This window comes from Mycobacterium pseudokansasii, assembly GCF_900566075.1.
Lineage (GTDB): Bacteria > Actinomycetota > Actinomycetes > Mycobacteriales > Mycobacteriaceae > Mycobacterium > Mycobacterium pseudokansasii.
Genome location: NZ_UPHU01000001.1, coordinates 4,824,946 through 4,847,941, shown reverse-complemented (window position 1 = coordinate 4,847,941; position 22,996 = coordinate 4,824,946). Strand labels below are relative to the sequence as shown.

Here is a 22,996-nt window from a genome sequence, read left to right as displayed (position 1 = left end):
ATTCTGCCCAACCAGTGGTGCCGGCTCGGGGGCTCGCGCTACTCCGGTGGTGCCGCGTCGACGACAGACACCAGATGGGGTTTGGCTGCCGCCTTGACCTGCTCGAAAAGGTCCTTGTAGTAGGGCAGGCATTCGGCTGTGGCCTGCTCGGTGGTAAACAGCGGACGGTAGCCCAGATCACGCTGCGCCTTGGCGATCGAAAAGTAGTTGTCGAGGTAAAGCCGCTCCACCGCAAGGGGTTCCAGCGGCGGCTTCGGCAGCCCGAACCGGAAGTGCAGCCACTGCCACGCTGACATGGCGTCGCGCACCAAGCGGCCGGAAACTCTTATCCGCGGCCAACTTTCGCCACAGGCCGTGACCACCGGCCGGGCGAACTCGAACATGTTGATGGGTTCGGCGTCGTTGATGAAGTACGCCTGCCCGGGTGCGGTTCCCCCGGGCACCAAATGCTGCGCGGCGAGAATGAATCCGTGGATCAGGTTGTCCACGTAGGAGTTGTCGAGCCGCGCCGATTTTCGGCCGACCAACACCTTCACCTGGCCCTTGACCACGCTTTCGAACAGCTTGCGGAACATCGTCTGGTCGCCGCGGCCCCAGATGCCGCTGGGCCGGATGGCGCAGGTGAGCATGCCGTCAATACCGTTCTGCGACAACACGAATTGCTCGGCAGCCACCTTGGTCTCGGTGTACAGGTCATTGAACCGGCTGGTGTAGGGCATGGTCTCGTCGCCGCCGGCGATGTTCTGGCCGCCCATCACCACGCTGTTGGAGGAGGTGTAGACGAACCGCTTCACCCCCGCCCGCTGCCCCCCGTGCACCAGGTTCTCGGTGCCGCCGACGTTGACCGCGAAGCTGCGCTTCCGGTATTCGTCGGTCACCGATGCGCCGCCCATCAGCTCGATGATCGCCGCGGTGTGGAAAATCGTGTCGATGCCGTCGACTGCCGTGGCGCAGGTGGCCGCGTCGGTGATATCACCCTGCAGCACCTCGAGCTTCGGGTGCGGGGGTAGCGGCGACGGCGCGCGGTCGAAGGAACGCACCTGGTATCCCCGCTCGAGCAGCGTGGTAACCAGGTTGGCCCCGACGAAGCCTGAGCCGCCGGTTACCAGGACGCGGCCGAGTTCAGTTGTCAACGATGCATCACCCATGCGGCGAAGCATAACTAAAACGTGTTCCAGTTTGGAATAACGGTCGCCCGGGGACACCGGCGGGCATCGGTATGCGCTAGTCGTCCGCAGCCGCGCCGGCCGCCAGCGCATCGGTTACCCGTTGCCGAGCGCCAGCTAAGTGCTCCTCACACCTTTTGGCGAGTTGCTCGCCCCTTTCCCAGAGCTTCAGCGACGTATCGAGATCCAGGCCGCCCTGTTCCAGAAGCCGCACCACCTCGATCAGTTCATCCCGGCAGGCTTCATAGCCGAGCTGACTAATAGGTGTAATAGAGCCGGTCACGTCGTGATTTTCGTCGTTTTCGTCAGCCGCCATCGGTATGTCCTTCGCTGAGCGCCGCAATGGCGCCGTCGGCAACCCGGACCCGTAGCCTGGTGCCCGCCGGCGCGTCGTAGACCGACCGCAGCACCCCGGCCGGTTGTCCGGCGGCCGAAAGCCGCTGCACCACGGCATAGCCGCGGGCAAGCGTGGCCGCCGGCCCTAGCGTGCTCAGTCGGGCCGAAAGGTGGCCGACTCGTTCGGTCTCGGCGGCGATCAACCGGTGGACGTCGCGGCGAAGCGCCGACCGGGCCCGCTGGACCTCCTCGGCGCGCACCGTCAACGACTTCAGCGGATCGGCCAGCACCGGGCGGCTGCGCAGGTGGGCCAGTGCCCGTTCCTCGCGAGACACCCAGTTGCGCAGCGCTTGGGCGCTGCGCCGGCGCAGGTCGACGATCAACCGCTGCTCGGCGGCGGTATCGGGAACGACTCTCTTGGCCGCGTCGGTAGGGGTGGCGGCCCGCAGATCGGCGACCAGGTCGCAGATCGGGTTGTCGGGTTCGTGACCGACCGCGCTGATCACCGGTGTGCGGCAGGCCGAGATGGCGCGGCACAGCGTCTCGTCGGAGAACGGCAGCAGGTCCTCGACGCTGCCGCCGCCGCGGGCCAGCACGATCACATCGACCTCGAGGTGGCGATCCAGCTCGCGCAGCGCCTCGACGATCTGCACGACGGCGTTGGGCCCCTGCACGGCGGTGTTGCGCACGGCGAACCGCACGCCGGGCCAGCGCGCGGTGGCCACCGACGTGACGTCGCGCTCGGCCGCGCTCGCCCGACCGGTGATCAGGCCGATCATGTTGGGCAAGAAGGGGATTGGGCGCTTGAGCCGCGGATCGAAGAGGCCTTCGGCGTCCAGCAGCCGCCGTAGCCGTTCGATGCGGGCCAGCAGCTCGCCGATGCCGACGGCCCGAATCTCACTGAGCCGCAACGAGAACGTGCCGCGCCCGGTGTAGAACGACGGCTTGCCGCAGACCACCACCTGGGTACCCTCGGTCAATTTCACCGGCGCGCCCAGCACCAGGTCGCGCGGGCAGGTGACGTTCAGCGACATGTCGGCCGCGGGGTCACGCAGCACCATGAATACCGTCTTGGAGTTGGGCCGCATCGTGATCTGGGCCAGCTGCCCCTCGACCCAGACCGTGCCCAGCCGATCGATCCAGCTCGCGACCCGGATGGCTACCGCGCGTACCGGGAACGGATTCTCGGCCGAGTTTGCGTCGGAAGCTCGGGTCACTTGGCGGTCGCGCGGGTGATCCTGTTGGCCAGCAGCGTCTGGAACGGGGCGCGCGCCTTGGTGGCCTGCTCGTAGGCCAGCAGGGCTTCGAGGTCGTTGACATCCAGCGATTGCAGCCGGGCCCGCAGTTGGGCCAGCGTCAGCGACGGATAGTCGAGTTCACTCGCGATCGTAGGTGCCGGGACCGCTGAATTCGGCGACGATGTCTTCGGCGGCTTGGGTTGCCTGGCAGGCATCGGCTTGGTCGGGGAATCGGCGGCCCTGGACTCATCCGGGTCGGATACCGAATACAGGGCGAACCGTCCCGCGGACCGGCGGTCGGCGCCAGCGGCGTCGGGACCCGGCAACGCCGTGAACGACCCGTCCCAGCCCTCCGCGGCGTCGAGCTGGTCCTCGTCGAAGGTCGCCCATTCCGGCTGCTCGTCCTTCGGCGGGAACAGCGTCTCCAGCGTGCTGTCGCCCTTGATGACCAGCTCGGCAAGGTTCTGTTGGAACCGCATGACCAGGTGCGCGGCCTGACTGATCAGCGTCATCGGGTACATGAGAATGGTGCGCGGCAGTTTGATCGTCTCCTCGACGGCGACTGTCGCCGCGCCGACCAGTAGCCGAACCCCATACGGTGCAGTAGCCATGGGTCCAAGACTGCCTCAAGCGGCGGCTAACTCCAAGCGGGGCCGCGAAGAGCCGGGGTTGTGTCATGGTTGTGTCGCTGCCGGCGGGCGGAAAGTACCCTGGATGCATGGTGCCGACTGTCGATATGGGGATCCCCGGTGCGTCGAGGTCGGCGAGACCGGTAACCCACGTCCCAACCCGTAAGCGGGTGCTGCTGGCCGAGCCGAGGGGCTACTGCGCAGGTGTGGACCGAGCCGTCGAGACGGTCGAGCGAGCACTGGAAAAGCACGGCGCGCCCGTCTACGTGCGGCATGAGATCGTGCACAACCGGCACGTTGTCGACACCCTGGCCAAGGCCGGGGCGGTGTTCGTCGAGGAGACCGACCAGGTTCCCGAGGGAGCCATTGTGGTGTTCTCCGCGCACGGGGTGGCGCCCACGGTCTACGCGGTCGCGGCCGAACGCAACCTGCAGACCATCGACGCCACCTGCCCGCTGGTCACGAAGGTGCACAACGAGGCCAGACGCTTTGCCCGCGACGATTACGACATCCTGCTGATCGGTCACGAGGGCCACGAAGAGGTTGTCGGCACCGCCGGGGAGGCGCCCGACCACGTGCAGCTGGTCGACGGCGTGCAAGCCGTCGACCAGGTGACGGTCCGCGACGAGAACAAGGTGGTCTGGCTGTCGCAGACCACGCTCTCCGTCGACGAGACCATGGAGATCGTCGAGAAACTGCGTCAGCGGTTCCCCACGCTGCAGGATCCGCCCAGCGACGACATCTGCTACGCCACCCAGAACCGGCAGGTGGCGGTCAAGGCGATGGCACCCGAATGCCAATTGGTGATCGTCGTCGGCTCCCGCAATTCGTCGAACTCGGTGCGGCTGGTCGAGGTGGCGCTGGGCGCCGGGGCCAAGACCGCCCACTTGGTCGATTGGGCTGACGACATCGACCCCGCCTGGCTGGAGGGCGTCACCACGGTCGGTGTCACGTCCGGCGCGTCGGTCCCCGAGGTACTGGTGCGCGGCGTGCTGGAACGGCTGGCCGAATTGGGCTACGACGTGGTGCAGCCGGTGACCACGGCCAACGAGACGCTGGTGTTTGCCCTGCCGCGGGAGATCCGTCCGGCAAGGTAAGGCCCACCGGCGCGTATCGGCTTATGCGTCGTATTCCCGGTCGGGCTGGGGTCTGCGCGGTGTGCGGGAGCGATTCCGGCGCTCAGGTGGCGGCTCGTCGCGCGGCTTGTCACGCAGCTCGTCATAGGGAGCCGAGCCGCGGTAACGGACCTGCGAGATCGGGTGGTGGGTCGGGTTGGCGCCGGTTGGCCCGCCCGGGGCGGAGCGCCGGCGGGGCGGCTCGTAGGGCTCGTACCGGGTCCCCCGCCGTTCGTACCGGTTGGACGGCTCGGCCGGCTCGGCCGGCTCGTAGGCGCTGTAGGGATCGAAGCGGCTGCTGCGTGGGGCGGGCCGTTCGTACGGATTGCGGCGGGTGTGCGGATCTCGGCGCGTCTCCCGTGGCGGCTGGGCGCGCAGGTCGGGATCGTCTTGTGGCCGGGGCCGGCGGCGTGATCGAGGCGGCGGGTCGGCGGCGTCGTAATCGCGGTAATCGCGTGCCGGCGCCGGACGCCGGCGCGGACGTTCGGCGGCCGGATCGGGCTGATCATCTCCCGCCGCGGATCGGGCATGCCGGGAACGGGTCCGATCGGTGCGCCGGGCGGTAGTTCGACTGCTCCGGGCGGTCCGGCCGCTCCGGGACGTACGGCCGGTCGCGTGGGCCGGCTGTGAGCCCGGGTCGGGAGCTTCCTCGGTGCTGTCGCCGGGGGAGAGCCATCCGCTGAGTTTGGCGGCGAGACCGCTGATCGCAGACTTTCGCCGGGCGGTTGTCGTCGTGGCGTCATCGGCTTTCCCGGCTGTGGTCGTGCGCTGGGTCATGCCGAAGTACCACCGGATCAGACCGATCAGCAGCACGCCACCGGCGGTACCAAGCATGTGCGGGAAGCGCTCGATCAGCGGATAACCGCAATTGATCAGCAGATCTTTGAATTTGCCGATCTTGCCCCCGTGGAACAGCCAGTAGGCGCCGGGCACCGCGAAGAAAAGGATCAGCGGCGGCTGGATGACCGCGGTGAACAAGCCCGACTGGCGCACGGCCAGCACCGCCGCCACGCAACCGGCGACGTAGAAGCCGATGAAGACGTGCGTCAACTCTTTGTGGCCGGCATCGAACGCGTACCCCACTGCGGTAGCTGTGACGGCTATCAGCACGGCCGCCCACCAGGGCACTCCGGGGATGCTGGGGACGATGGAGCGGTGACTTGGCTCCACCGCTGAACTCGTCCGCCGCGCTGACACATGTAGACCGTACCGGCTGTGGGCCCGAAGGATCGGCAACACCTCGCCAGCCGCCGGCGGCGTGCCCTCCGCAGCCGATGGCGCCGTGCGCGGGGCAGTAGTCACATCTGCCCCAGGAGCCTCTCGAGCGGAGTCGGTCCACAGTTGGCCCGCGCTGTTGCGCGCAGGGAGCGCCTCGACCCGCGGGATTGGCTGTGACTGATGTCATAAGCGGCTGGGCCCGGATGGCCGACAGGGCACTTGGGTGCTGCCGTCCTACACTTGGGTCCCTGTGAGCCTGAGCCTGGGAATCGTGGGTCTGCCCAATGTCGGAAAGTCGACCCTTTTCAACGCGCTGACCCGCAACGACGTGGTGGCGGCCAACTATCCTTTCGCGACCATCGAGCCCAACGAGGGTGTCGTTTCGTTGCCGGATCCGCGCCTGGACAAGCTGGGGGAGCTTTTCGGATCCGAGCGCATCGTTCCCGCGCCGGTGACGTTCGTCGATATCGCCGGCCTGGTCAAAGGGGCCTCGGAGGGGGCCGGCCTGGGCAACAAGTTCCTCGCGCACATCCGCGAATGCGACGCCATCTGTCAGGTGGTGCGGGTGTTCGCCGACGACGACGTGACCCACGTGGCCGGCAGGGTCGACCCGCAGTCCGACATCGAGGTCGTTGAAACCGAGCTGATCCTGGCCGACCTGCAGACTCTCGACCGTGCCCTGCCGAGGCTGGAGAAGGAAGCTCGCACCACCAAGGAGCGCAAGCCGGTGTACGACACGGCAGTGGCCGCCCGGCAGCTGCTCAACGGCGGCACAACGCTGTTCGGCGCCGGTGTGGACGCCGCGGTGCTTCGCGAGCTGAACCTGCTGACCACCAAACCGTTCCTGTACGTGTTCAACGCCGACGAGGCGGTCCTGACCGATTCCGCCCGGGTCGCCGAGCTTCGTGCGCTGGTCGCGCCCGCAGACGCCGTCTTCTTGGACGCCGCCATCGAATCGGAGCTGGCCGAACTCGACGACGAGTCGGCCGCCGAGCTGCTGGAGTCGATCGGGCAGACCGAACGCGGCCTCGACGCGCTGGCTCGGGCCGGGTTTCACACCCTGAAGCTGCAGACCTTTCTGACCGCCGGCCCCAAGGAATCGCGGGCGTGGGTGATCCATCAGGGCGACACCGCGCCCAAAGCGGCGGGGGTGATCCATTCCGACTTCGAAAAGGGCTTCATCAAGGCCGAGATTGTGTCCTATGACGATCTGGTGGCCGCCGGGTCCATGGCGGCGGCCAAGGCGGCCGGCAAGGTCCGGATCGAAGGCAAGGATTACGTGATGGCCGACGGCGACGTGGTGGAGTTCCGCTTCCAAGCGGCGTCTGGTCAGCAGAAGAAGCAGTAATCGGACTGAGCCGCCGGTTCAACGCGCGGTATGCATTGGTGAGTCGACGTACCTTGACTTTGTGAGTTTTGTCGTCCCACCGGAGGCGTACGCCCGTTTCATGGGCCGGTAAGCGAGCCTCTTGCGAAGGTCTTCGTGGTGTTTGCCGGTGTCAGTGCGGGCGATACGGTGCTCGACGTGGGCTGCGGGCCGGGCGCGTTGACGGCACATCTGCTGTCGGTCGGAGTCCAGGTCGCGGCGATCGATCCCCCACCGCCGTTCATCGACGCGATCCGTGTGCGCTTCCCAGACGTCGACATCCGTCGAGGTACGGCGGAGGAATTGCCATACGACACTGCGGTTTTCGACGGTGCTCTCGCACAATTAGTGCTGCACTTCATGAAGGATCCAGTTGTCGGGCTCAGCCAGATGGCCCGCGTGACTCGGCCTGGCGGCGTAGTCGCGACATGCGTGTGGGACGGGCCGACCGGTACGCTCGCGCCGTTCTGGGAAGCGGTTCACACAATCGAGCCTGAAGTTGGCGACGAGGCGCTACTCCCCGGGGCGCGCAGGGGGCATCTGACTGAGCTATTCAAAGCCGCCGGCCTGCGCGACGTTAAAGAAGGAGCCCTCACCGTCGATGTGGTGCATCCAACCTTCGAGGAGTGGTGGGAGCCATACACCTATGGTGTCGGTCCCGCCGGTGACTACGTCCGGCGACTCGCTGACGATGGTCGCGCGCGTCTCGAATCGGTGGCTCGCGAACGTCTGGGTGATGGGCCGTTCACCGTAACCGCTACCGCGTGGGCCGCCCGCGGGACGGTGTGACCGCGACTGGTCGAGTTGCGGTTTCAAGCGGCGTCGGGCCGCAAGGCTGCTGGTCGCTGATCAACCGATAACGAAGCATCCGCCGGCTCGTCACGGCGCCAACGTCAAGGTCCACCGGCCCTAGACCGGGCCCGTGCGGGTGGACTATGTGTTGAGGGTGCGACAAGTGAGAGCCTGGGATGGCTGAATCAATGCGCACGGCGCAACAGGCTCAACGCCAAGAGGCGGCCGCGCAACGCGAGCAGGCTGACCTGCGCCGAGCCCCGAGCGGAGGACCGAACGGTGGTCGCTGAACATCGCGCCGATGCGGACAACGAGCTTGATCGCCGAGCCGCCGAACTCGACGAACGCGAGAAGGCGCTGCAACGACGCGAGGCCGCACTGGCAAGACGGGAATGGTTCGCTTCCGAGCGGGATCGGATAGCGGCGGAGCGGGACCGGGTCGCCAACGATCGCGAGTTGTCCGCCGACCAACGAGAAAGATGCGCAGACCAACGCGAGGGCACCGCCGCCGACCGGGAACGCGAGCGCTTGCAGCGTGCCGCCGACCAGGAGGAGCGGCTGCGAGCCCATGCCGTTCGGGAACAGGCCGAGATCAGGCGTCAAATGGACGAGTCCGAACGACGTCGCGCTCACATCGACTCGGAAGAATAACCAACCGTGACGCGGTCGAGTAAAGCCCGGCGCTGAAGTCGGGCAGAACAGCGGGCTCGCTGATCGTCGAGTGGATCTGGCCGGGCTTCGGCGAGCAGATCATCGTCCGCCGTCGTCGGCCGCGCGTCGAATCAGTCGATGCGCGATGTGATGGATGTGGTCGATGAGAACGACGATGGGAGTCCGGCCGCGTCCGGCCGGTTAAACGGTCGGTGTACTGACCAGGGCGCCGCCAATGATTGAACACGCAGTTGCAGCGACAATCGGGCGCATTCGCTCTAATGCGCCATTTCTGCTGGTCACACCCCTGGTTGGGGATAACCTTGTGATTAAGTAGCAGTTTGCTGAGTACACATTGATCAGATCTGTTTCGATTTCTAGATAAATGTGTGACATATCTGCTGTATATGCAGGTCAGACGATTATCTGGTTAATCGTGATAACCACCACAATATTTGGTTTCCTATGCATATTGTCGGTAGTGTCCCTCCCCATGATTGCTTTAGCAACGCTGTTGACGCTTATCAACCAGGTTTCGGGAACCCCGTATATTCCGGGTGGCGATTCGCCGGCCGGAACCGACTGTTCAGGGTTGGCTTCGTGGGTGTCGAATGCGGCTACGGACCGGCCCGTTTTCGGTGATCGGTTCAACACCGGCAACGAGGAAGCGGCTTTGGCGGCCCGGGGCTTTCAACGGGGCACTGCTCCCAACGCCTTGGTGATCGGGTGGAATGGTGGCCACACGGCCGTCACATTGCCTGATGGCACCCCGGTCGCCAGCGGTGAAGGCGGCGGTGTACGGATCGGTGGTGGTGGCGCCTACCAGGCGCAATTCACCCATCACATGTACCTGCCGATAGATGCCGACGCGGTCGCAGACGATGCGCCCTCGCCGGATGCGCCCGCTGTTCTGGTCGATGCCGTGGACCCGGGCGAAGTGCCTGCCCCGGCGTCCGACGATCCGGGGCCGATAGGCGATCCGGAAATGGTGAATACGTAACCAACCGGTTGCTGTGTGACACGGACAACAGCAATTCTGCGACCTGGGTCACACATATGACCATCTACGAATAACTGCGGCCACGCCCCATCGCAATTGTGCGCCCAATCACAATGCGGTGCGGGCGCGGCTGCGCCATTTTGTGGGGCATTAATTTGTCACGGTCGCCCGATGCCGAATTCGATTTTCGTGGATGCGGGGATTCGTTCACGCTGAGGCTTAGGCTCGATTCGGCGGTCGATGCTCCCTTACCATTGCGCGGGACGGAAGGAGTTTTGCTTGTGACATCCCAAGCCGCCGAGCACAGCACCGCTTTGGGCCGGATCATCGCCGCCACCCGGCAGGCGGTAACCGCCGACCGGGCAAACGGGCGGGTGGTATTCCAGGCTTCAGCCACCGCTCACGACGCGGTGGCCAGCACGGTAAGCCTCGGCCAGTATCAGGTCGAAATCGACGAGCCGCCACCCCTCGGCGGTGAGAGCAAGGCCCCGAACCCCGTTGAGTACTACCTGGCTTCGCTGCTCTCCTGCCAAATCGTCACCTGGCGCTTCTGGGCGGAAAGGCTTGGGATCGCGGTCGACGACATCACCGCGCATGCCGAAGGTGATCTCGACGTGCAGGGCTTCTTCGGATTCGACGACACCGTCCGCTCCGGCTTCCAGGAGGTCCGCGTGGTGATCAGCGTGACCGGGCCCGAGACGCCGGAACGCTACCGCGAATTGCAGCAGGCAGTCGACCAGCACTGCCCGGTGCTGGATCTGACCCGCAATGCCACTCCGGTGACCACCCGAGTGCAGCTCAGTTGACCGAGGTCTGCTGGGTATTCTGACCCTGCCTGTCAGGCATGCGGCCGGCGGCAGAAGTGGGGAGCGGCAATGATCTTCATCGTCGTCAAGTTCGAAACCAAACCCGAGTGGAGCCAACGCTGGCCGGATCTGGTGGCGCCGTTCACCGCGGCCACCCGCGCCGAAGCGGGCAACCTGTGGTTCGAGTGGTCGCGCAGCCTGGACAACCCGGCCGAATACGTTCTGGTCGAAGCCTTCCGTGACGGTGATGCCGGCGCGGCCCACGTCAACAGCGATCACTTCAAGCAGGCCATGCAGCAGTTGCCGCAGGCGTTGGCGTCCACGCCAAAGATCATCAGCCAGACGATCGACGCCACCGGGTGGTCGGCGATGGGGGAGATGTCGGTGGGCTAGCCGACGATCACGGCGATCTCGTTGCCCAGTCGGTAACCCGGCGCCAGCGGCAGCGTGTCGCCACTCCAGAACTTGCCCGGGTCGAACCAGTTCGCATCCTTGTCGGTGGCCAGCAACCCCATCTCCTCATAGGTGATCGCCACCGTCTCGGCGCAGTACGCCGTCTCCAGACCCAGCGCGCGTCGGGTTGCCTTGCGTCTTTGGGTCTGTTCGCGAACCTTGTTGTCCACCAAGGGGATTCCCCGGATCCAGTCGTTGATGGTGGGAAGCCGGCCACGTAGCCAGCGGCCGGTCAGCCGAGCGGTGGTCGGGAATGGGGTGCCGTCCATCCGCGCGATCACCCGCAGTAGTTGGTTCTCCTGATCCCGGTTGGCATACGGGGTCAGCTGGCGCAGCCAGCACCGCTGCTGGTAGCGCCCGGTCCACTGTTCCACGACCCCGCGGGCGTCGTTGAGCTGCACCCCCCGATGGTGGGTGCCGGTCCACACGTCCACGAGCTTGTCGCCCAGTTCGGCATGCCAGATCAGCGGCGGCAAGTCGTCGATGGCCACCGTCATACCGACGTGGTTCACCGGGCTGTTGGTCAACGTCTGAATGGCGCGGTCCGGGCCGGACCGCCCCCGAAACAACCACAGGTCGCCGGTCCGGGTTTCGTTCAGCGCTTGGTCCACGGGAAGCGTGTTGGTTTCCACCCCAGCACCATAGGCAGACATAGGCTGTCGTCATGCGCAGCGTATGGAAGTGGCTGGGCCTGGCCGGTGTCGCCGGCGTCGTCGCCGGAGGGGCGCTGGTGGTGCGCGACGAACGCAAGCGCCGCGCGTATAGCGCCGACGAGGTCCGGGCCCGGTTGCACCAGAGGCTGGCCGAATCCGGCGCAGCCGGTTATCAGTCCACGTCGGGGACGGACCCGGACGCCACCGCGAACAAGCGGTAGCTGCCGGAGAAGCCCTTCAATTCGACGTCGCGGCCCTCGTCGAAACCGATGTCGCCGCAATCGCCGACGGCGTCGCGAACCGGTTGGCTCACCAGTATTTCGCCCCCGGCGGCCTGCCCGGCAACCCGGGCCGCCATGGCGACGTTGCGGCCGAACAGGTCGTCGCCGCGGCGTACCGAGCGGCCCATGTGGATGCCGATTCTGACCCTGATTCCGTTGCGGCGCTTACGCTTTGCTTCCCTGTGCAGCGCATCCTGGATATCGATGGCGCACCGTAGGGCCTGTTCGGCCCGGGCGAAGGCGACCATGAAGCCATCGCCTTGACTCTTCACCACGTGGCCGGATCGGCGTTCCACGAGCTCGTGAATCATCTTGTCATGTGCGGCAATGAGTTTGACCCAGGCTCGATCACCGATTCGCTCGTTGAGCGCGGTGGATTCCTCGATGTCGGAGAACAGGATCACCACGCGACCGTCCGGGGTGACTCGTGCCAGGTCCGGCCGCTCGACTTCGGCCCAGTCCGCCAGTTCTTCGATCGAGCTGCGCACGGCCGCGCCGAAGCCCTCCTTGCGCACCAGGTTTGCGGTCTGCCACACCGTCTTGACGGCCTCACGGCCGCCGGACAACAACCAATTGCGGGCATCGGCGCGGCGTCGCAGCTCCTCGACCTCCTGACGACTGCGGCTCAGCATCCGCCACAGCACGACCAGCCCGACGGCTTCCGCCACGGCGATCCCGGCCAGCACATAGACCGCGATGTGTAGCGCAGCACCGGAGCCCAACACCCGGTCCATTCTTCCCGGGCCCGGTTGAGTCGATCTTGTCGGGCCAGGGGGCAATGTCTAGGGTTGAGGTCGGCCACCACGGGAAGTAGCTGTCAAGCCGTTGGGTGACTTTCGCAGATGGCGTCCTGGAGGTGGGCATTGGCCGGTAGCGCATCGAGCGCCTCAGACGTGTTGGTGATCTTCGGAATTACCGGTGATCTGGCCCGCAAGATGACTTTCCGCGCGCTGTACCGGTTGGAGCGTCGGGGGTTGCTGGACTGTCCGATCGTGGGTGTGGCCAGTGACGACATCCCGGTGGACAAGCTGGTCGAGCGGGCCCGGGAGGCCATTGGTCAATCGGGGGAGAAGTTCGACGACAAGATGTTCGGCAGATTGGCCAGCCGGTTGTCCTATCTATCGGGCGACGTGACCGACGGCGCCTTGTACACATCGCTGGCCAAGCAGATCGGTTCCCGACGTCGCCCCCTGTTCTACCTGGAGATGCCGCCAGCGTTGTTCGCCCCGATCGTCGAGAATCTGGCAGCGGCCGACCTGGTTCGGGGCGCACGCGTCGCGGTGGAAAAGCCCTTCGGCCACGACCTGGCCTCGGCGCGCGAACTCAACTCCAGGCTGCGCGCGGTCCTCGACGAAGAGCAGATCCTGCGCGTCGACCACTTCCTGGGCAAACAGCCCGTCGTCGAACTGCAATACCTGCGCTTCGCCAATCGCGGCCTGGCCGAGTTGTGGGATTCCAAGAGTATTTCCGAGATCCACGTCACCATGGCGGAGAACTTCGGTGTCGAGGACCGCGGCTCCTTCTACGACGCGGTGGGGGCCCTGCGTGACGTCGTGCAGAACCATCTGCTGCAGGTGCTGGCGCTGGTGACGATGGAGCCACCGGTCGGCGCCAGCGCCGACGATCTCAACGACAAGAAGGCCGAGGTGTTCCGCGCGATGCCGGCGCTGGAACCGGCGCGTTACGTGCGCGGCCAGTACCGGGGCTACGGCGATGTCGCCGGGGTGGCGCAGAATTCGCAGACCGAGACGTACGTCGCACTGCGGACCGAGATCGACAACTGGCGCTGGGCGGGCGTGCCGATATTCCTGAGGGCCGGAAAAGCGTTGCCGGAGAAGGTGACCGAGGTCCGGATGTTTCTGCATCATGTTCCCGGGTTGGCGTTTCTGCCCAACCGCCGGCCGCCCGAGCCCAACCAGATCGTGCTGCGCGTCGATCCCGACCCCGGGATGCGGCTACAGATTTCGGCCCACACCCACAATGCGTGGCAAGACATCCACCTGGACTCCTCGTTCGCCGAAGACCTCGGTGAGCCGATCCGTCCCTATGAGCGACTCCTGCACGCCGGATTGCAGGGTGATCGCCAGCTTTTCGCCCGTGAAGACAGCATCGAGGAGACCTGGCGGATCGTGCAGCCGGTGCTCGACAACCCGGGCGAAGTCCACCAGTACGACCGCGGTTCCTGGGGACCCGAGGCCGCGCAGACGCTGCTGCGTGGTCACCGCAGTTGGCAACAGCCGTGGCTGCCTCGCGGCACAAAAACAGGACAGTAAGGGAGACGAAATCACATGCAGCTAGGGATGATCGGTCTGGGCCGGATGGGCGCCAACATCGTCCGCCGAGTGGTCAAAGGTGGGCACGAATGCGTGGTGTACGACCACAACCCCGACGCGGTCAAGGCGATGGCGGGGGAGGACAACACCACCGGGGTGTCGTCACTGAGTGAGCTGCGTGACAAACTCTCCGCGCCGCGAGTCGTGTGGTTGATGGTGCCCGCGGGCACCATCACCACCGGGGTCATCGAGGAGCTGGCCAGGACCCTGGACTCCGGAGACATCGTGATCGACGGCGGTAACACCTACTACCGCGACGATATTACGCATGCAAAGTTGCTGTCCGACAAGGGAATTCACTTGCTGGACACCGGCACCAGCGGCGGCGTGTGGGGCCTGGAGCGTGGCTACTGTCTGATGATCGGCGGAGATGCCGGCGCATTTGCGCGCGCCGAACCGATCTTTGCCACCGTCGCGCCGGGGGTGGACGCGGCGCCGCGTACGCCCGGCCGCGACGGCGAGGTGGCGCAGCCGGAGAAGGGCTACTTCCATTGCGGGCCGTCCGGGGCGGGACACTTCGTCAAGATGGTGCACAACGGCATCGAGTACGGCATGATGGCCTCGCTGGCCGAGGGGCTGAACATCCTGCGTAATGCCGACATCGGCACCCGCGTGCAGCAGGGTGACGCCGAGACCGCGCCGCTGTCCAACCCGGAGTACTACCAGTACGACATCGACATCCCCGAGGTCGCCGAACTGTGGCGCCGCGGCAGTGTCATCGGCTCGTGGCTGCTGGATCTGACCGCGATCGCGCTGCACGAATCACCGGAGCTGCAGGAGTTCTCCGGGCGGGTCTCCGACTCCGGCGAGGGCCGGTGGACCTCGATTGCCGCGATCGACGAGGGCGTTCCCGCGCCGGTGCTCACCACCGCGCTGCAGTCCCGCTTCGCCTCGCGTGACCTCGACGACTTCGCCAACAAGGCGCTGTCGGCCATGCGCAAGCAGTTCGGCGGACACGCCGAGAAACCGGCCAACTAGAAAAGCTAGCTCGCCGCAACCGTCCGCCTGACGAAGTCCACCACCACATCGCTGAAGGCGTCGTTGTCGTCGCCGGCGGCGGTGTGTCCGGCGTTGGACAGCTCGACGAACTCCGCGTGCGGCACTTTGGCCAGAAAGTCGTGGACCCCTTCCGGGCTGACCACGTCGGAGAGTTTGCCGCGGATCAACAGAATCGGGATCTTCAGGTTCACTGCTGCCCGCTCGAAGTTCTCGGTGCGCAGTTCCGGGTCGTCCAGGGGTGCGGTCATCATCGCCGGATCCCAGTGCCAGTACCACCGTCCGTCGCGCAGCCGCAGATTCTTCTTGAGCCCCTCGGGACTGCGCGGCTTGGTGCGGTGTGGCAGATAGGCCGCGACGGCATCGGCGGCTTCCTCGAGCGAAGCGAAACCGTCAAGGTTGGTGCGCATGAAATCCCGGATGCGGGCGCTGCCGTCCTTTTCGTACCGGGGCACCACGTCGACCAGCACCAATCCGGTCACCCGGTCGGGGCCGGCGGCATCGGCTACCAGGATGCCGGTCAGTCCGCCCATGCTGGCCCCGATCACCACCATGTGACGACCGATCGCATCCATGACCCGCAACACGTCCTCGGTGAGGGTTTCGACGGCGTAATCCGCGGCCGGCGCTCGATCGCTATCCCCATGGCCACGGGTGTCGAGCGCGACGACGTGAAACCCCTCGTTCGCCAGGATCTGGCCGGTTTTCTTCCAGGAGAACCGGTTTTGGCCGCCGCCGTGCAGCATCAAGATGCTCGGCCGGTCAGCGGCCTCGGCGCCGCGGTTCCATTCGTCGGCGACCAGCGTGATTCCCCCGACGCCGGAAAACTCGACGGTGTGGGGGCTGCTCACGGTGCTCACGCATTCCGACGTTACCCACCTGGTTTTGAGGTACGTTGAGGTACCTTCATCCCGGGTGGCGACGTGATCGCGGGCTATCTCCGCCGCGGCGGCTGCGGGCGCCGGGCCTCACAGCAACTTCACGGCTGACACCCACCCGCCCGCGCCCGGGTATATGTCATCCTAGGTTGACAAATGTTGGCGGCGGCCTTGCCGGCCAGGGCGACGTGGCGCGGACCAAAGGAGTTCTCATTCTTACGCTTTCACCTCGGCACCAGGCGTCCCGGCCGGCCGGTCGCGTGTCATTGTTCACATCCCGTGTGTGGCTGGGCCCGATCATCGTCGCCGTAGCGCTGATGTACGGGTTGGGTCTGTTCTATGTCGGCGGCACCCTTAACCCCGGCGCCAACCTGCGGCACTTTCCGATCGCGATCGTCAACCAGGACGCGGGGTTGACGGGCCGACTCATCGCCGACGGGCTGGCGGCAAATATGGACAAGACGCAGTTCGACATCCGGGTGCTGCCGGCCGGTCAAGCGCGCGACCAACTCGAAACCGGCAAGGTCTACGCGCAGGTCTTGCTGCCCTGGGACCTGTCCCAGCGACTGTTCGCGTTGCCGGCGGCGACGTTGCAGCCGGGGCAACCGCTCAAGCCGGTCATCACCATCTCGACCGGACCGCGGGCCGGCGCCGTCGCCGCCATCATCGCCGAGAAGGCGATGCGGAAGGCATTGGCGGTCGTCAACGCCAGGGCCGGCACCATGCTCACCGCGCAATTACGACGGCAAAGCGACGGCGCGCCGGTGCCCGGAGGCGCCTTGATGGTGCTGGCCAACCCGATCGACATCGACACCACCGGGGCCGAGTCTGCCGACCGCGGGAGTGGACTGTCCGTCTTGTACTGCTCGTTGCTGCTGGTGATCGGCGGTGTTACGGCCGCGATCGTGGTGAGCTTGACCGCCGAGGCGCTGCGGCGTTCGGCGCCGGCAAAGTATGGGCGATGGCAGCGGTTAGCCGACCGAATCAGGGTCTCCCGGCTGCGGGCGTTGCTCGTGGAGTGGACGCTGTTATCGCTGCTGGCTCTGCCGACATCGGCGGTCTGCCTCTGGATCGCGGTTGCGCTGGGTATGCCGGCGCCGCAGCTGTTGGCGGTGTGGTTGTTCGGTGCCTTCATTGTCGCCACGGTTGGCGTCATGTCGACCTCGCTGATCGCGGCTCTGGGCACCTGGGGCGCGTTGATTAGCGTATTCGTGTTCATCTTCCTCGGGATTCCGTCGGCTGGTGCCACCATCCCCGTTGAGGCATCGCCGCGGTTCGTGGCCTGGCTCGCCGGGTTCGAACCGGTGCGTCAGGCCTTCCTGGGCTGTCGGTCCCTGCTGTATTCGGACGGCGCCGGCGGTGCCGAGCTGATCCGATCGGTCACGGTGTGCGCGATCGGCCTGGGCATCGCTGTGTCGGCCGGTGCCTTGGTCGCCTACATCCGCGACCGCGACCGGCTGCCCCGCATCGAGGCTTCTGCAACGCGCTGACGCCGAGGCGTCAAGGAGGCCACGGTGGGCCAACGTCTTGTTGAGTCTCCTTCCGGCCATCGTGGCCATTTCAGTCCTGAGCTACTGCCCACAGCGCCAGCAGCAGCTGGCGGCACCGTAGCCGCGCCGTGCGTGTGGTTCTGAACAATGCGCGGTGAGTTTTCGTCGTCGCCGGGGTCTATCACAGCGACGACGCCCCGACGACACCACGACTACCCCCGAACGAACCCCCGAACGAACCCCCGAACGAACCCCCGAACGAACCCCCGAACGAAAAGGAGACGGCCATGCCATCCATCACGCCCGCACTCTGGTTCGACCACAATCTGGAAGAGGCGGCCCGGTTCTACACCTCGGTGTTCCCGAACTCGCACGTCGAAAGCTTCAACCGCTACACCGAGGCCGGCCCGGGTGAACCGGGCGCGGTGGTGTCAGGCACCTTCGTCCTCGACGGCGTGCGGTTCGTCGGCATCAACGGTGGCCCCGAATTCCGCTTCACCGAGGCGGTGTCCTTCATGGTCGACTGCAAGGACCAGGACGAGGTCGACTACTACTGGGACCGGCTGACCCAGGGTGGCGAGGAATCGCAGTGCGGCTGGTGCACAGACCGCTTCGGGCTGAGCTGGCAGATCGTCCCGGCCCGGCTACACGAGCTGCTCACCGACCCTGATCCTGCCGTGGCGACCGCGGCGACCACCGCGATGCTCGGCATGCGCAAGATCGTCATCGACGAATTGGAAAGGGCCGCAGCGCAAGTGTGAGCTCACTCGGTGAGCCGGGCGATCCATTCGATCGCCGTATCGATGATCGGCGCGACGTCGTCGGGGTCCTCGCAGTCGGCGATCATCAACGACGACTCGGCCATCGTGGCCATCAGCAGGCGGCTCAGCAGTTGGCTGCGCAGCGACGTGTCCGGCGGCAGCACGGCCAGCCAGCGGCGGAAGGTGGCCGACATCCGGTCGCGGCGGACGGTCTCGAACCCGGCGGGCGTGTCGCCGGACGACAACACTCTGGCCCGGCATCGGTTGTCCCACATCGCCTCCAGGTAGGCCCGCACGTGAAGTTGCAGGGCGTGTCGCGGGTCGGCGTCCTCCGGGCCGGTCCGGGAGGCGTGCTGCATCGCCGCCTCGATACGGCGTTCCACGTCGTCGGCCACCTGATCGAAGATCGCCAGAAACAGTTCGTTCTTGCCGCCGAAGTGGTGGTAGATGCTGCCGATGCTGGCACCTGATTTGGCCACCACATCGGCCATGGTCGCCGCGGTGAAGCCCCTGGCCGCGAAAACCTCGGCTGCCGCATCCAGGATCCGCCGTTGAGTGGCGCCCGTTCTGGCCCATCGGCGGACGGTGTCCGCGTTGCTCACTGAACCCGCCGGCATGTCAGCCGACCACCTCCGGCAGCACCCGCAGCGAACGGAACTCCAGCCGGGACAAGCCGCCGGTCACGGCCCGGGAACCCAGCTGCGCCAACGGCATTCCGCCCAACAGCCCTCCCGGACTTGCGGTGTCCAGCGTGTCGACCGCGGCGGACAGCGCCGACCGGGGCAACGGCGCTGCCGCCGCGGCGGTGGCCGCCGGGGCCACGGGGGCCGTGGCGGCCCAGGCCTGGGGCACCGACAGGGCGCCGACCGTGGTCGCCTTACCCAACCCGGCCGAGACCGCGGCGGACAGCGTCGACGATGTCAGCGCGCCGGTGGCCGTCGGCGCCACCGACGTCGCGACCTGGGCGCCGACGGCGGCCGCCGCGGGGAACAGACCCTTGAGATTCGACAACATCGACATCCCCAGCCCCGCCAGTGAGGTGGAGGCGAAGAACGGCGTCCCGAAGATGCTCATCACGGTCTGCAGGTCGCTCACCCACGACGGCAGTGCCGACGGCGCCGCCAGACCGCCGATGCCGGCCAGGGCGGCGGGCACCGCGGACGTCAGCTGCGCAGCGGCGTTGGTGATTTCGGTTGCCACGGAGTCGCCGGTGGCCTGGACCAGCGCTGCCAGATTCGCGACCTGGCCGGACGGGTCGGTGATCTCGGCCGGCGGCGTGAACGGGGTCGGGGTGGTCGCGGCCGTCGAGGCGGCGGCGTAGCAGTACATCGCGGCCGCGTCCTGGGCCCACATTTCGCCGTATTGGGCCTCGGTAGCCGCGATCGCCGGGGCGTTCTGACCCAGCGCATCGGTGGCGATCAGCGACTCCAGCTGAGCGCGATTGGCGGCGACCAGTGCCGGCGGGACCGTCATCGCATGCGCTGTCAGATAGGCCGCCGCCGCGGCTCTCGCCTGGGCCGCGGCCTGCTCGGCCTGGGCGGCAGTGGTTTTCAGCCATGCCACGTAGGAGGCGGCTGCGGCCGCCATGGCCGTCGCGGTGGCACCCAGCCAGGGTCCGCTGATCAGCCCACGGATCATCGAGTCGACCGACACCGCCGTGGCGTACAACTCGCCGGCGACCGTGTCCCAGGCGCTCGCCGCGACCAACATCGACTCCGCCCCGGGACCGGTATACATCCGGCCCGAGTTGACTTCTGGGGGTAACGAGGCGAACATCGTCGTTGCTTGGTCCTCCCGTTGACGGCTCTGAAATTCAGGGTGCCGTGACCGCGGCGCGACGTCTGTCGGCCGAGCGGCCACACCGGGGATGAATGCGATGTCCCCCGATCGACGGTCTTTTTGTCCCCCATGCGTCCCGGTTACTTTGGATCATGCGCGGGCTGCAGGTGGCGACAGGAGTCAACATGAGGAACCAAGCTGCCGCGCCGGGCGCCACGCCCGGCATGATTGGCAACGCCGCGACCGACCACGCCAACGCCGACCAGGAAGCCTGTCATGTCTGAACCCCACTGGATCGACGTCCCGGGCGCCGGCGCTGATCTCAAGGCCCTGACCTGGGGTCCGGCCGACGCCCCGATCGCCTTGTGCCTGCATGGCTTTCCCGACACCCCATACGGCTGGCGCAAGGTCGCTCCTCGGCTGGCGAAGGCGGGTTGGCGGGTCGTCGCGCCCTTCATGCGGGGATATGCGCCGTCGTCGATTCCGGCCGACGGCTGTTATCACGTGGGTGCGCTGATGCACGACGCGCTGCGGGTACGCGCGGCCGCCGGCGGAACCGACGACGACGTGGTGATCGGGCACGACTGGGGCGCGATCGCCGCTACCGGTCTGGCCGCAATGCCCGACAGCCCGTTCGCCCGGGCGGTCATCATGTCGGTGCCGCCCGCGGCGGCATTCCGCCCGCTGGGCCGGGTGCCCGATCGCGGTCGGCTGGCCCGCGAGCTGCCGCATCAGCTGTTGCGCAGCTGGTACATCGCCTACTTCCAGTTGCCGTGGTTGCCCGAGCGATCCGCCGCGTGGCTGCCGCCGCTGTTGTGGCGCCGGTGGTCGCCGGGTTATTACGCCGAGGAGGACCTGCGCCACGTCGACGCCGCGATCGGCACACCGGAGAGCTGGCGAGCGGCGCTGGGCCCATACCGGGCCACCATCCGTAACACCCGGCCGCCGGCCGCCTACGCCGAGTTGAACCGATGGTGGACCGAGCCGCCGCGGTTGCCGAGCCTGTACCTGCATGGTCACGACGACGGTTGTGCCACACCAGCTTTCACGCATTGGACGGAGAAGGTGCTGCCCGCCGGCAGCGGCGTGGCGATCGTCGACCACGCCGGGCATTTCCTGCAGCTGGAACAGCCGGAGAAGGTGGCCGAGCTGATCCTGGCGTTCGTCGGCACACCCGGCTGAGGCTGTGGCGGCACACCGGATGGCGGCCGTCGACGCGCAGTTCTACTGGATGTCGGCCAAGATTCCCAATGACCAGTTCCTGTTGTATGCCTTCGACGGTGAAGCCGTGGCTGTCGAGCGGGCTGTCGCGCAGCTCCTGGACCGGGCCCAGGCCTGTCCGGAGCTGCGGATGCGGGTCCACGATCGGTCTGCCCTGGCCTATCCGCGGTGGGTCGCGACGGGTGTCGAACCCGAACAGGTGGTCCGCCACGAGCCGACCGACCACAGCTGGCATGACTGTCTGGCGGCCGTCGCCGGGCTGACCGACGACCAGCTCGATATTCGCCGGATGCCTTGGCGGGTGCACGTATTCACCCCGGTGACCGGGATTCCGGGGGCCAGCGGCACGGGCACCGTCGCGGTCGTACAAGTAGCGCATGCGCTTGGCGACGGCGCGCGCGCCTCGGCGATGGCGGCCTGGCTTTTCGGGCGGACGGCTCCGGTGGCGCCGGTCGCCGGGCCGCGGTGGGGTGTCCTGCCCTGGCGTGCCGCGGCAGCGGCCCGCATGCACCGCCGCCTGGTTCGCGACACCAGGGCCGGGCAGTTGGCACCGGGTGCCGGTTCGCGCCCGCTGCTTCGCAGCAACGCCCGGCCCGAGGGTGTGCGAGCGGTGCGCACCCTGGTGCGGCAGCGTTCGCAATTGCCCGGTCCCACAGTGACTGTCGCGGTGCTGGCCGCCGTGTCCACGGCGCTGTCCCGGCTGCTCGGCGGGTCGGCCGAATGGCTGGCAGCAGAAGTGCCGATGGCTAAACCGGGTGTGCCGCAGGCGCACAACCATTTCGGCAACGTCGTCGTCGGCCTGTATCCGGCGCTCGGTCACGCCGAGCGGGTAGGGCGAATAGCCGCCGACCTGGCCAATGCCCGCCGCCGCATGCAGCATCCCGCCTTACGGGCGGCCGACCTGGCCTTCGCCACCATCCCTGCAGCGTTATTACGCTGGGGTGTAAGCCAATTCGACGCCAATGCGCGGCCAGTGCGAGTGGCCGGCAACACCGTGGTATCCAGCGTGCACCGCGGAGCCGCCGATCTTCACTTCGGTGACGCGCCGGTGGTACTGACGTCCGGCTATCCGGCACTGTCACCGGCGATGGGACTGACTCACGGGGTGCACGGGATCGGCGACACGATTGCCGTCAGTGTCCATGCGGCCGCGTCGGCGATACCCGACATCGACGCCTATCTGGAATTGCTTGACGCGGCGCTGCAATGAATACTATTGGGCATCACCAGATCTGGCTGCTTCTTGGCGGGTCAGGCCCACGGCCAGGATCAGCTCCTCATGGAGTTCGAACCAGACGGTGTGATAGGAGTCGATGAGCGGCCGGCTCAGCCAGGCGATATCGCCGGACCTGACCTTGTCAAGTGCGGCAGTGAGTTTCGCCGAGTAGGCGAACAGCCGCGGCAGCTGGGCCGCTGCCGCCGCGATGATGGGTTGCACGCGCCGGTGCACATCGTCGAGACGGGCCAATACCGCGTCGTCATAGCCGGCGTCGTCGTGGACATTGGGTTGACCGCTCTTGAGTTGCCAATCCGTGACCACAACTTTGAAATCGGCGTTGACGCTGCGAAACTCGTCGTAGGCGGCGGCCATTGGCACCGGGTCGATCCCCTTGCGTTCCTCGGCGAGCAACGCATTGAGCCGCGTGCGGCCTTCGGGGCTGATCCGCAATGTGGCGCCGTCGACCAACAGGCCCGATGCGGTGAGCTGATCGACGATTTCGGTGATGGCGCGGTGGTCTTCACCCAGCGTTGTAGCCAGGTCGGCCGGACTCACCCGGCCCTTCAGACGGACGGCTTGTAACACTTTGATGTGCATTCCAGGTGCTGTGGGGTT

General features: G+C 66.7%; 23 protein-coding genes and 2 pseudogenes. 14 read left to right on the top strand and 11 right to left on the bottom strand.

Annotation, left to right across the window (positions count from 1 at the left end; all coding sequences use genetic code 11):
• Positions 1-38 precede the first annotated feature (38 nt).
• From EET10_RS21720 to EET10_RS21705, 4 genes are all read right to left on the bottom strand, one after another.
• The gene (locus tag EET10_RS21720; RefSeq protein ID WP_051490418.1) at positions 39-1,160 is read right to left on the bottom strand and encodes a 3-beta-hydroxysteroid dehydrogenase; all 1,122 of its coding nucleotides are present in this window, start codon (positions 1,158-1,160) and stop codon (positions 39-41) included.
• A 64-nt stretch (positions 1,161-1,224) separates the two neighbouring features.
• The gene (locus EET10_RS21715; protein ID WP_036401703.1) at positions 1,225-1,482 is read right to left on the bottom strand and encodes an exodeoxyribonuclease VII small subunit; all 258 of its coding nucleotides are present in this window, start codon (positions 1,480-1,482) and stop codon (positions 1,225-1,227) included.
• Complete coding sequence (gene xseA / locus EET10_RS21710) at positions 1,472-2,719, bottom strand: exodeoxyribonuclease VII large subunit (protein WP_036401701.1); 1,248 nt, start codon at positions 2,717-2,719, stop codon at positions 1,472-1,474. The genes EET10_RS21715 and xseA overlap by 11 nt, the downstream gene beginning before the upstream one ends.
• Positions 2,716-3,351 carry a lipid droplet-associated protein gene (locus EET10_RS21705; protein WP_036401700.1) on the bottom strand — a complete coding sequence of 212 codons (636 nt, stop codon included), beginning with the start codon at positions 3,349-3,351 and terminating at the stop codon, positions 2,716-2,718. The genes xseA and EET10_RS21705 overlap by 4 nt, the downstream gene beginning before the upstream one ends.
• A gap of 107 nt (positions 3,352-3,458) precedes the next feature.
• Between EET10_RS21705 and EET10_RS21700 the strand changes: the two genes are divergently transcribed.
• Entirely contained in the window at positions 3,459-4,466 is a 1,008-nt protein-coding gene (locus EET10_RS21700) for a 4-hydroxy-3-methylbut-2-enyl diphosphate reductase (protein WP_036401698.1), read from the top strand.
• 21 nt (positions 4,467-4,487) lie between these two features.
• Here EET10_RS21700 and EET10_RS21695 read toward each other — a convergent pair whose 3' ends face one another.
• A complete protein-coding gene (locus EET10_RS21695) occupies positions 4,488-5,681 on the bottom strand; it encodes a DUF6542 domain-containing protein (protein WP_183155090.1) in 1,194 nt (397 codons plus the stop codon).
• Between the two features lie 271 nt (positions 5,682-5,952).
• Between EET10_RS21695 and ychF the strand changes: the two genes are divergently transcribed.
• The 6 genes and pseudogenes from ychF to EET10_RS21665 all read left to right on the top strand — a co-directional run bounded on the left by ychF (position 5,953) and on the right by EET10_RS21665 (position 10,710).
• Entirely contained in the window at positions 5,953-7,050 is a 1,098-nt protein-coding gene (gene ychF / locus EET10_RS21690; protein ID WP_036401694.1) for a redox-regulated ATPase YchF, read from the top strand.
• Between the two features lie 61 nt (positions 7,051-7,111).
• Positions 7,112-7,857: pseudogene (locus tag EET10_RS21685) on the top strand (class I SAM-dependent methyltransferase).
• Between the two features lie 282 nt (positions 7,858-8,139).
• Positions 8,140-8,511 carry a hypothetical protein gene (locus EET10_RS21680; RefSeq protein ID WP_036401692.1) on the top strand — a complete coding sequence of 124 codons (372 nt, stop codon included), beginning with the start codon at positions 8,140-8,142 and terminating at the stop codon, positions 8,509-8,511.
• Between the two features lie 436 nt (positions 8,512-8,947).
• Positions 8,948-9,484: pseudogene (locus EET10_RS21675) on the top strand (hypothetical protein); the annotation flags it as partial.
• Positions 9,485-9,834: 350 nt separating this feature from the next.
• Entirely contained in the window at positions 9,835-10,317 is a 483-nt protein-coding gene (locus EET10_RS21670; protein ID WP_246013745.1) for an OsmC family protein, read from the top strand.
• A gap of 69 nt (positions 10,318-10,386) precedes the next feature.
• On the top strand, positions 10,387-10,710 hold the full coding sequence (locus EET10_RS21665) for a putative quinol monooxygenase (protein WP_036401686.1): 324 nt from the start codon (positions 10,387-10,389) through the stop codon (positions 10,708-10,710).
• Here EET10_RS21665 and EET10_RS21660 read toward each other — a convergent pair.
• Positions 10,707-11,402 carry a guanylate cyclase gene (locus EET10_RS21660; protein ID WP_081260402.1) on the bottom strand — a complete coding sequence of 232 codons (696 nt, stop codon included), beginning with the start codon at positions 11,400-11,402 and terminating at the stop codon, positions 10,707-10,709. The two genes, EET10_RS21665 and EET10_RS21660, sit on opposite strands and share 4 nt — an antisense overlap.
• A 32-nt stretch (positions 11,403-11,434) precedes the next feature.
• Between EET10_RS21660 and EET10_RS21655 the strand changes: the two genes are divergently transcribed.
• On the top strand, positions 11,435-11,644 hold the full coding sequence (locus EET10_RS21655; protein WP_036401680.1) for a hypothetical protein: 210 nt from the start codon (positions 11,435-11,437) through the stop codon (positions 11,642-11,644).
• Here the strand turns inward: EET10_RS21655 and EET10_RS21650 are convergent.
• Positions 11,596-12,438 (bottom strand): adenylate/guanylate cyclase domain-containing protein, encoded by an 843-nt coding sequence (locus EET10_RS21650; protein ID WP_063466681.1) that lies wholly within the window; start codon positions 12,436-12,438, stop codon positions 11,596-11,598. The genes EET10_RS21655 and EET10_RS21650 overlap by 49 nt on opposite strands.
• A gap of 108 nt (positions 12,439-12,546) precedes the next feature.
• Between EET10_RS21650 and EET10_RS21645 the strand changes: the two genes are divergently transcribed.
• Both EET10_RS21645 and gnd read left to right on the top strand, forming a co-directional pair.
• Positions 12,547-13,977 carry a glucose-6-phosphate dehydrogenase gene (locus EET10_RS21645; protein WP_122502487.1) on the top strand — a complete coding sequence of 477 codons (1,431 nt, stop codon included), beginning with the start codon at positions 12,547-12,549 and terminating at the stop codon, positions 13,975-13,977.
• 15 nt (positions 13,978-13,992) lie between these two features.
• Positions 13,993-15,015: a phosphogluconate dehydrogenase (NAD(+)-dependent, decarboxylating) gene (gene gnd, locus EET10_RS21640; protein WP_036401674.1), complete on the top strand. Its 1,023-nt coding sequence runs from the start codon at positions 13,993-13,995 to the stop codon at positions 15,013-15,015.
• A gap of 5 nt (positions 15,016-15,020) precedes the next feature.
• Here gnd and EET10_RS21635 read toward each other — a convergent pair whose 3' ends face one another.
• Positions 15,021-15,893, bottom strand: coding sequence for an alpha/beta fold hydrolase (locus EET10_RS21635; RefSeq protein WP_036401671.1), 873 nt, complete (start codon positions 15,891-15,893; stop codon positions 15,021-15,023).
• 299 nt (positions 15,894-16,192) lie between these two features.
• On the opposite strand from EET10_RS21635, the gene EET10_RS21630 reads away from it, so the two are divergent.
• Positions 16,193-17,401 carry a YhgE/Pip domain-containing protein gene (locus EET10_RS21630; protein ID WP_051490416.1) on the top strand — a complete coding sequence of 403 codons (1,209 nt, stop codon included), beginning with the start codon at positions 16,193-16,195 and terminating at the stop codon, positions 17,399-17,401.
• A 287-nt stretch (positions 17,402-17,688) separates the two neighbouring features.
• The gene (locus tag EET10_RS21625) at positions 17,689-18,162 is read left to right on the top strand and encodes a VOC family protein (RefSeq protein WP_036401669.1); all 474 of its coding nucleotides are present in this window, start codon (positions 17,689-17,691) and stop codon (positions 18,160-18,162) included.
• Between the two features lie 2 nt (positions 18,163-18,164).
• On the opposite strand, the gene EET10_RS21620 is transcribed toward EET10_RS21625, so the two are convergent.
• On the bottom strand, positions 18,165-18,779 hold the full coding sequence (locus EET10_RS21620) for a TetR/AcrR family transcriptional regulator (RefSeq protein ID WP_051490415.1): 615 nt from the start codon (positions 18,777-18,779) through the stop codon (positions 18,165-18,167).
• Position 18,780: 1 nt separating this feature from the next.
• Positions 18,781-19,938 (bottom strand): PPE family protein, encoded by a 1,158-nt coding sequence (locus EET10_RS21615; RefSeq protein WP_122502486.1) that lies wholly within the window; start codon positions 19,936-19,938, stop codon positions 18,781-18,783.
• A 279-nt stretch (positions 19,939-20,217) separates the two neighbouring features.
• Here EET10_RS21615 and EET10_RS21610 point away from each other — a divergent pair, with 279 nt between their 5' ends.
• Positions 20,218-21,123 (top strand): alpha/beta fold hydrolase, encoded by a 906-nt coding sequence (locus EET10_RS21610; protein WP_036401666.1) that lies wholly within the window; start codon positions 20,218-20,220, stop codon positions 21,121-21,123.
• Positions 21,124-21,127: 4 nt separating this feature from the next.
• The gene (locus EET10_RS21605; RefSeq protein WP_036401663.1) at positions 21,128-22,372 is read left to right on the top strand and encodes a WS/DGAT domain-containing protein; all 1,245 of its coding nucleotides are present in this window, start codon (positions 21,128-21,130) and stop codon (positions 22,370-22,372) included.
• Between the two features lie 3 nt (positions 22,373-22,375).
• Here the strand turns inward: EET10_RS21605 and EET10_RS21600 are convergent, their stop codons facing one another.
• Positions 22,376-22,978: a hypothetical protein gene (locus tag EET10_RS21600; RefSeq protein ID WP_036402178.1), complete on the bottom strand. Its 603-nt coding sequence runs from the start codon at positions 22,976-22,978 to the stop codon at positions 22,376-22,378.
• Positions 22,979-22,996: the final 18 nt, after the last annotated feature.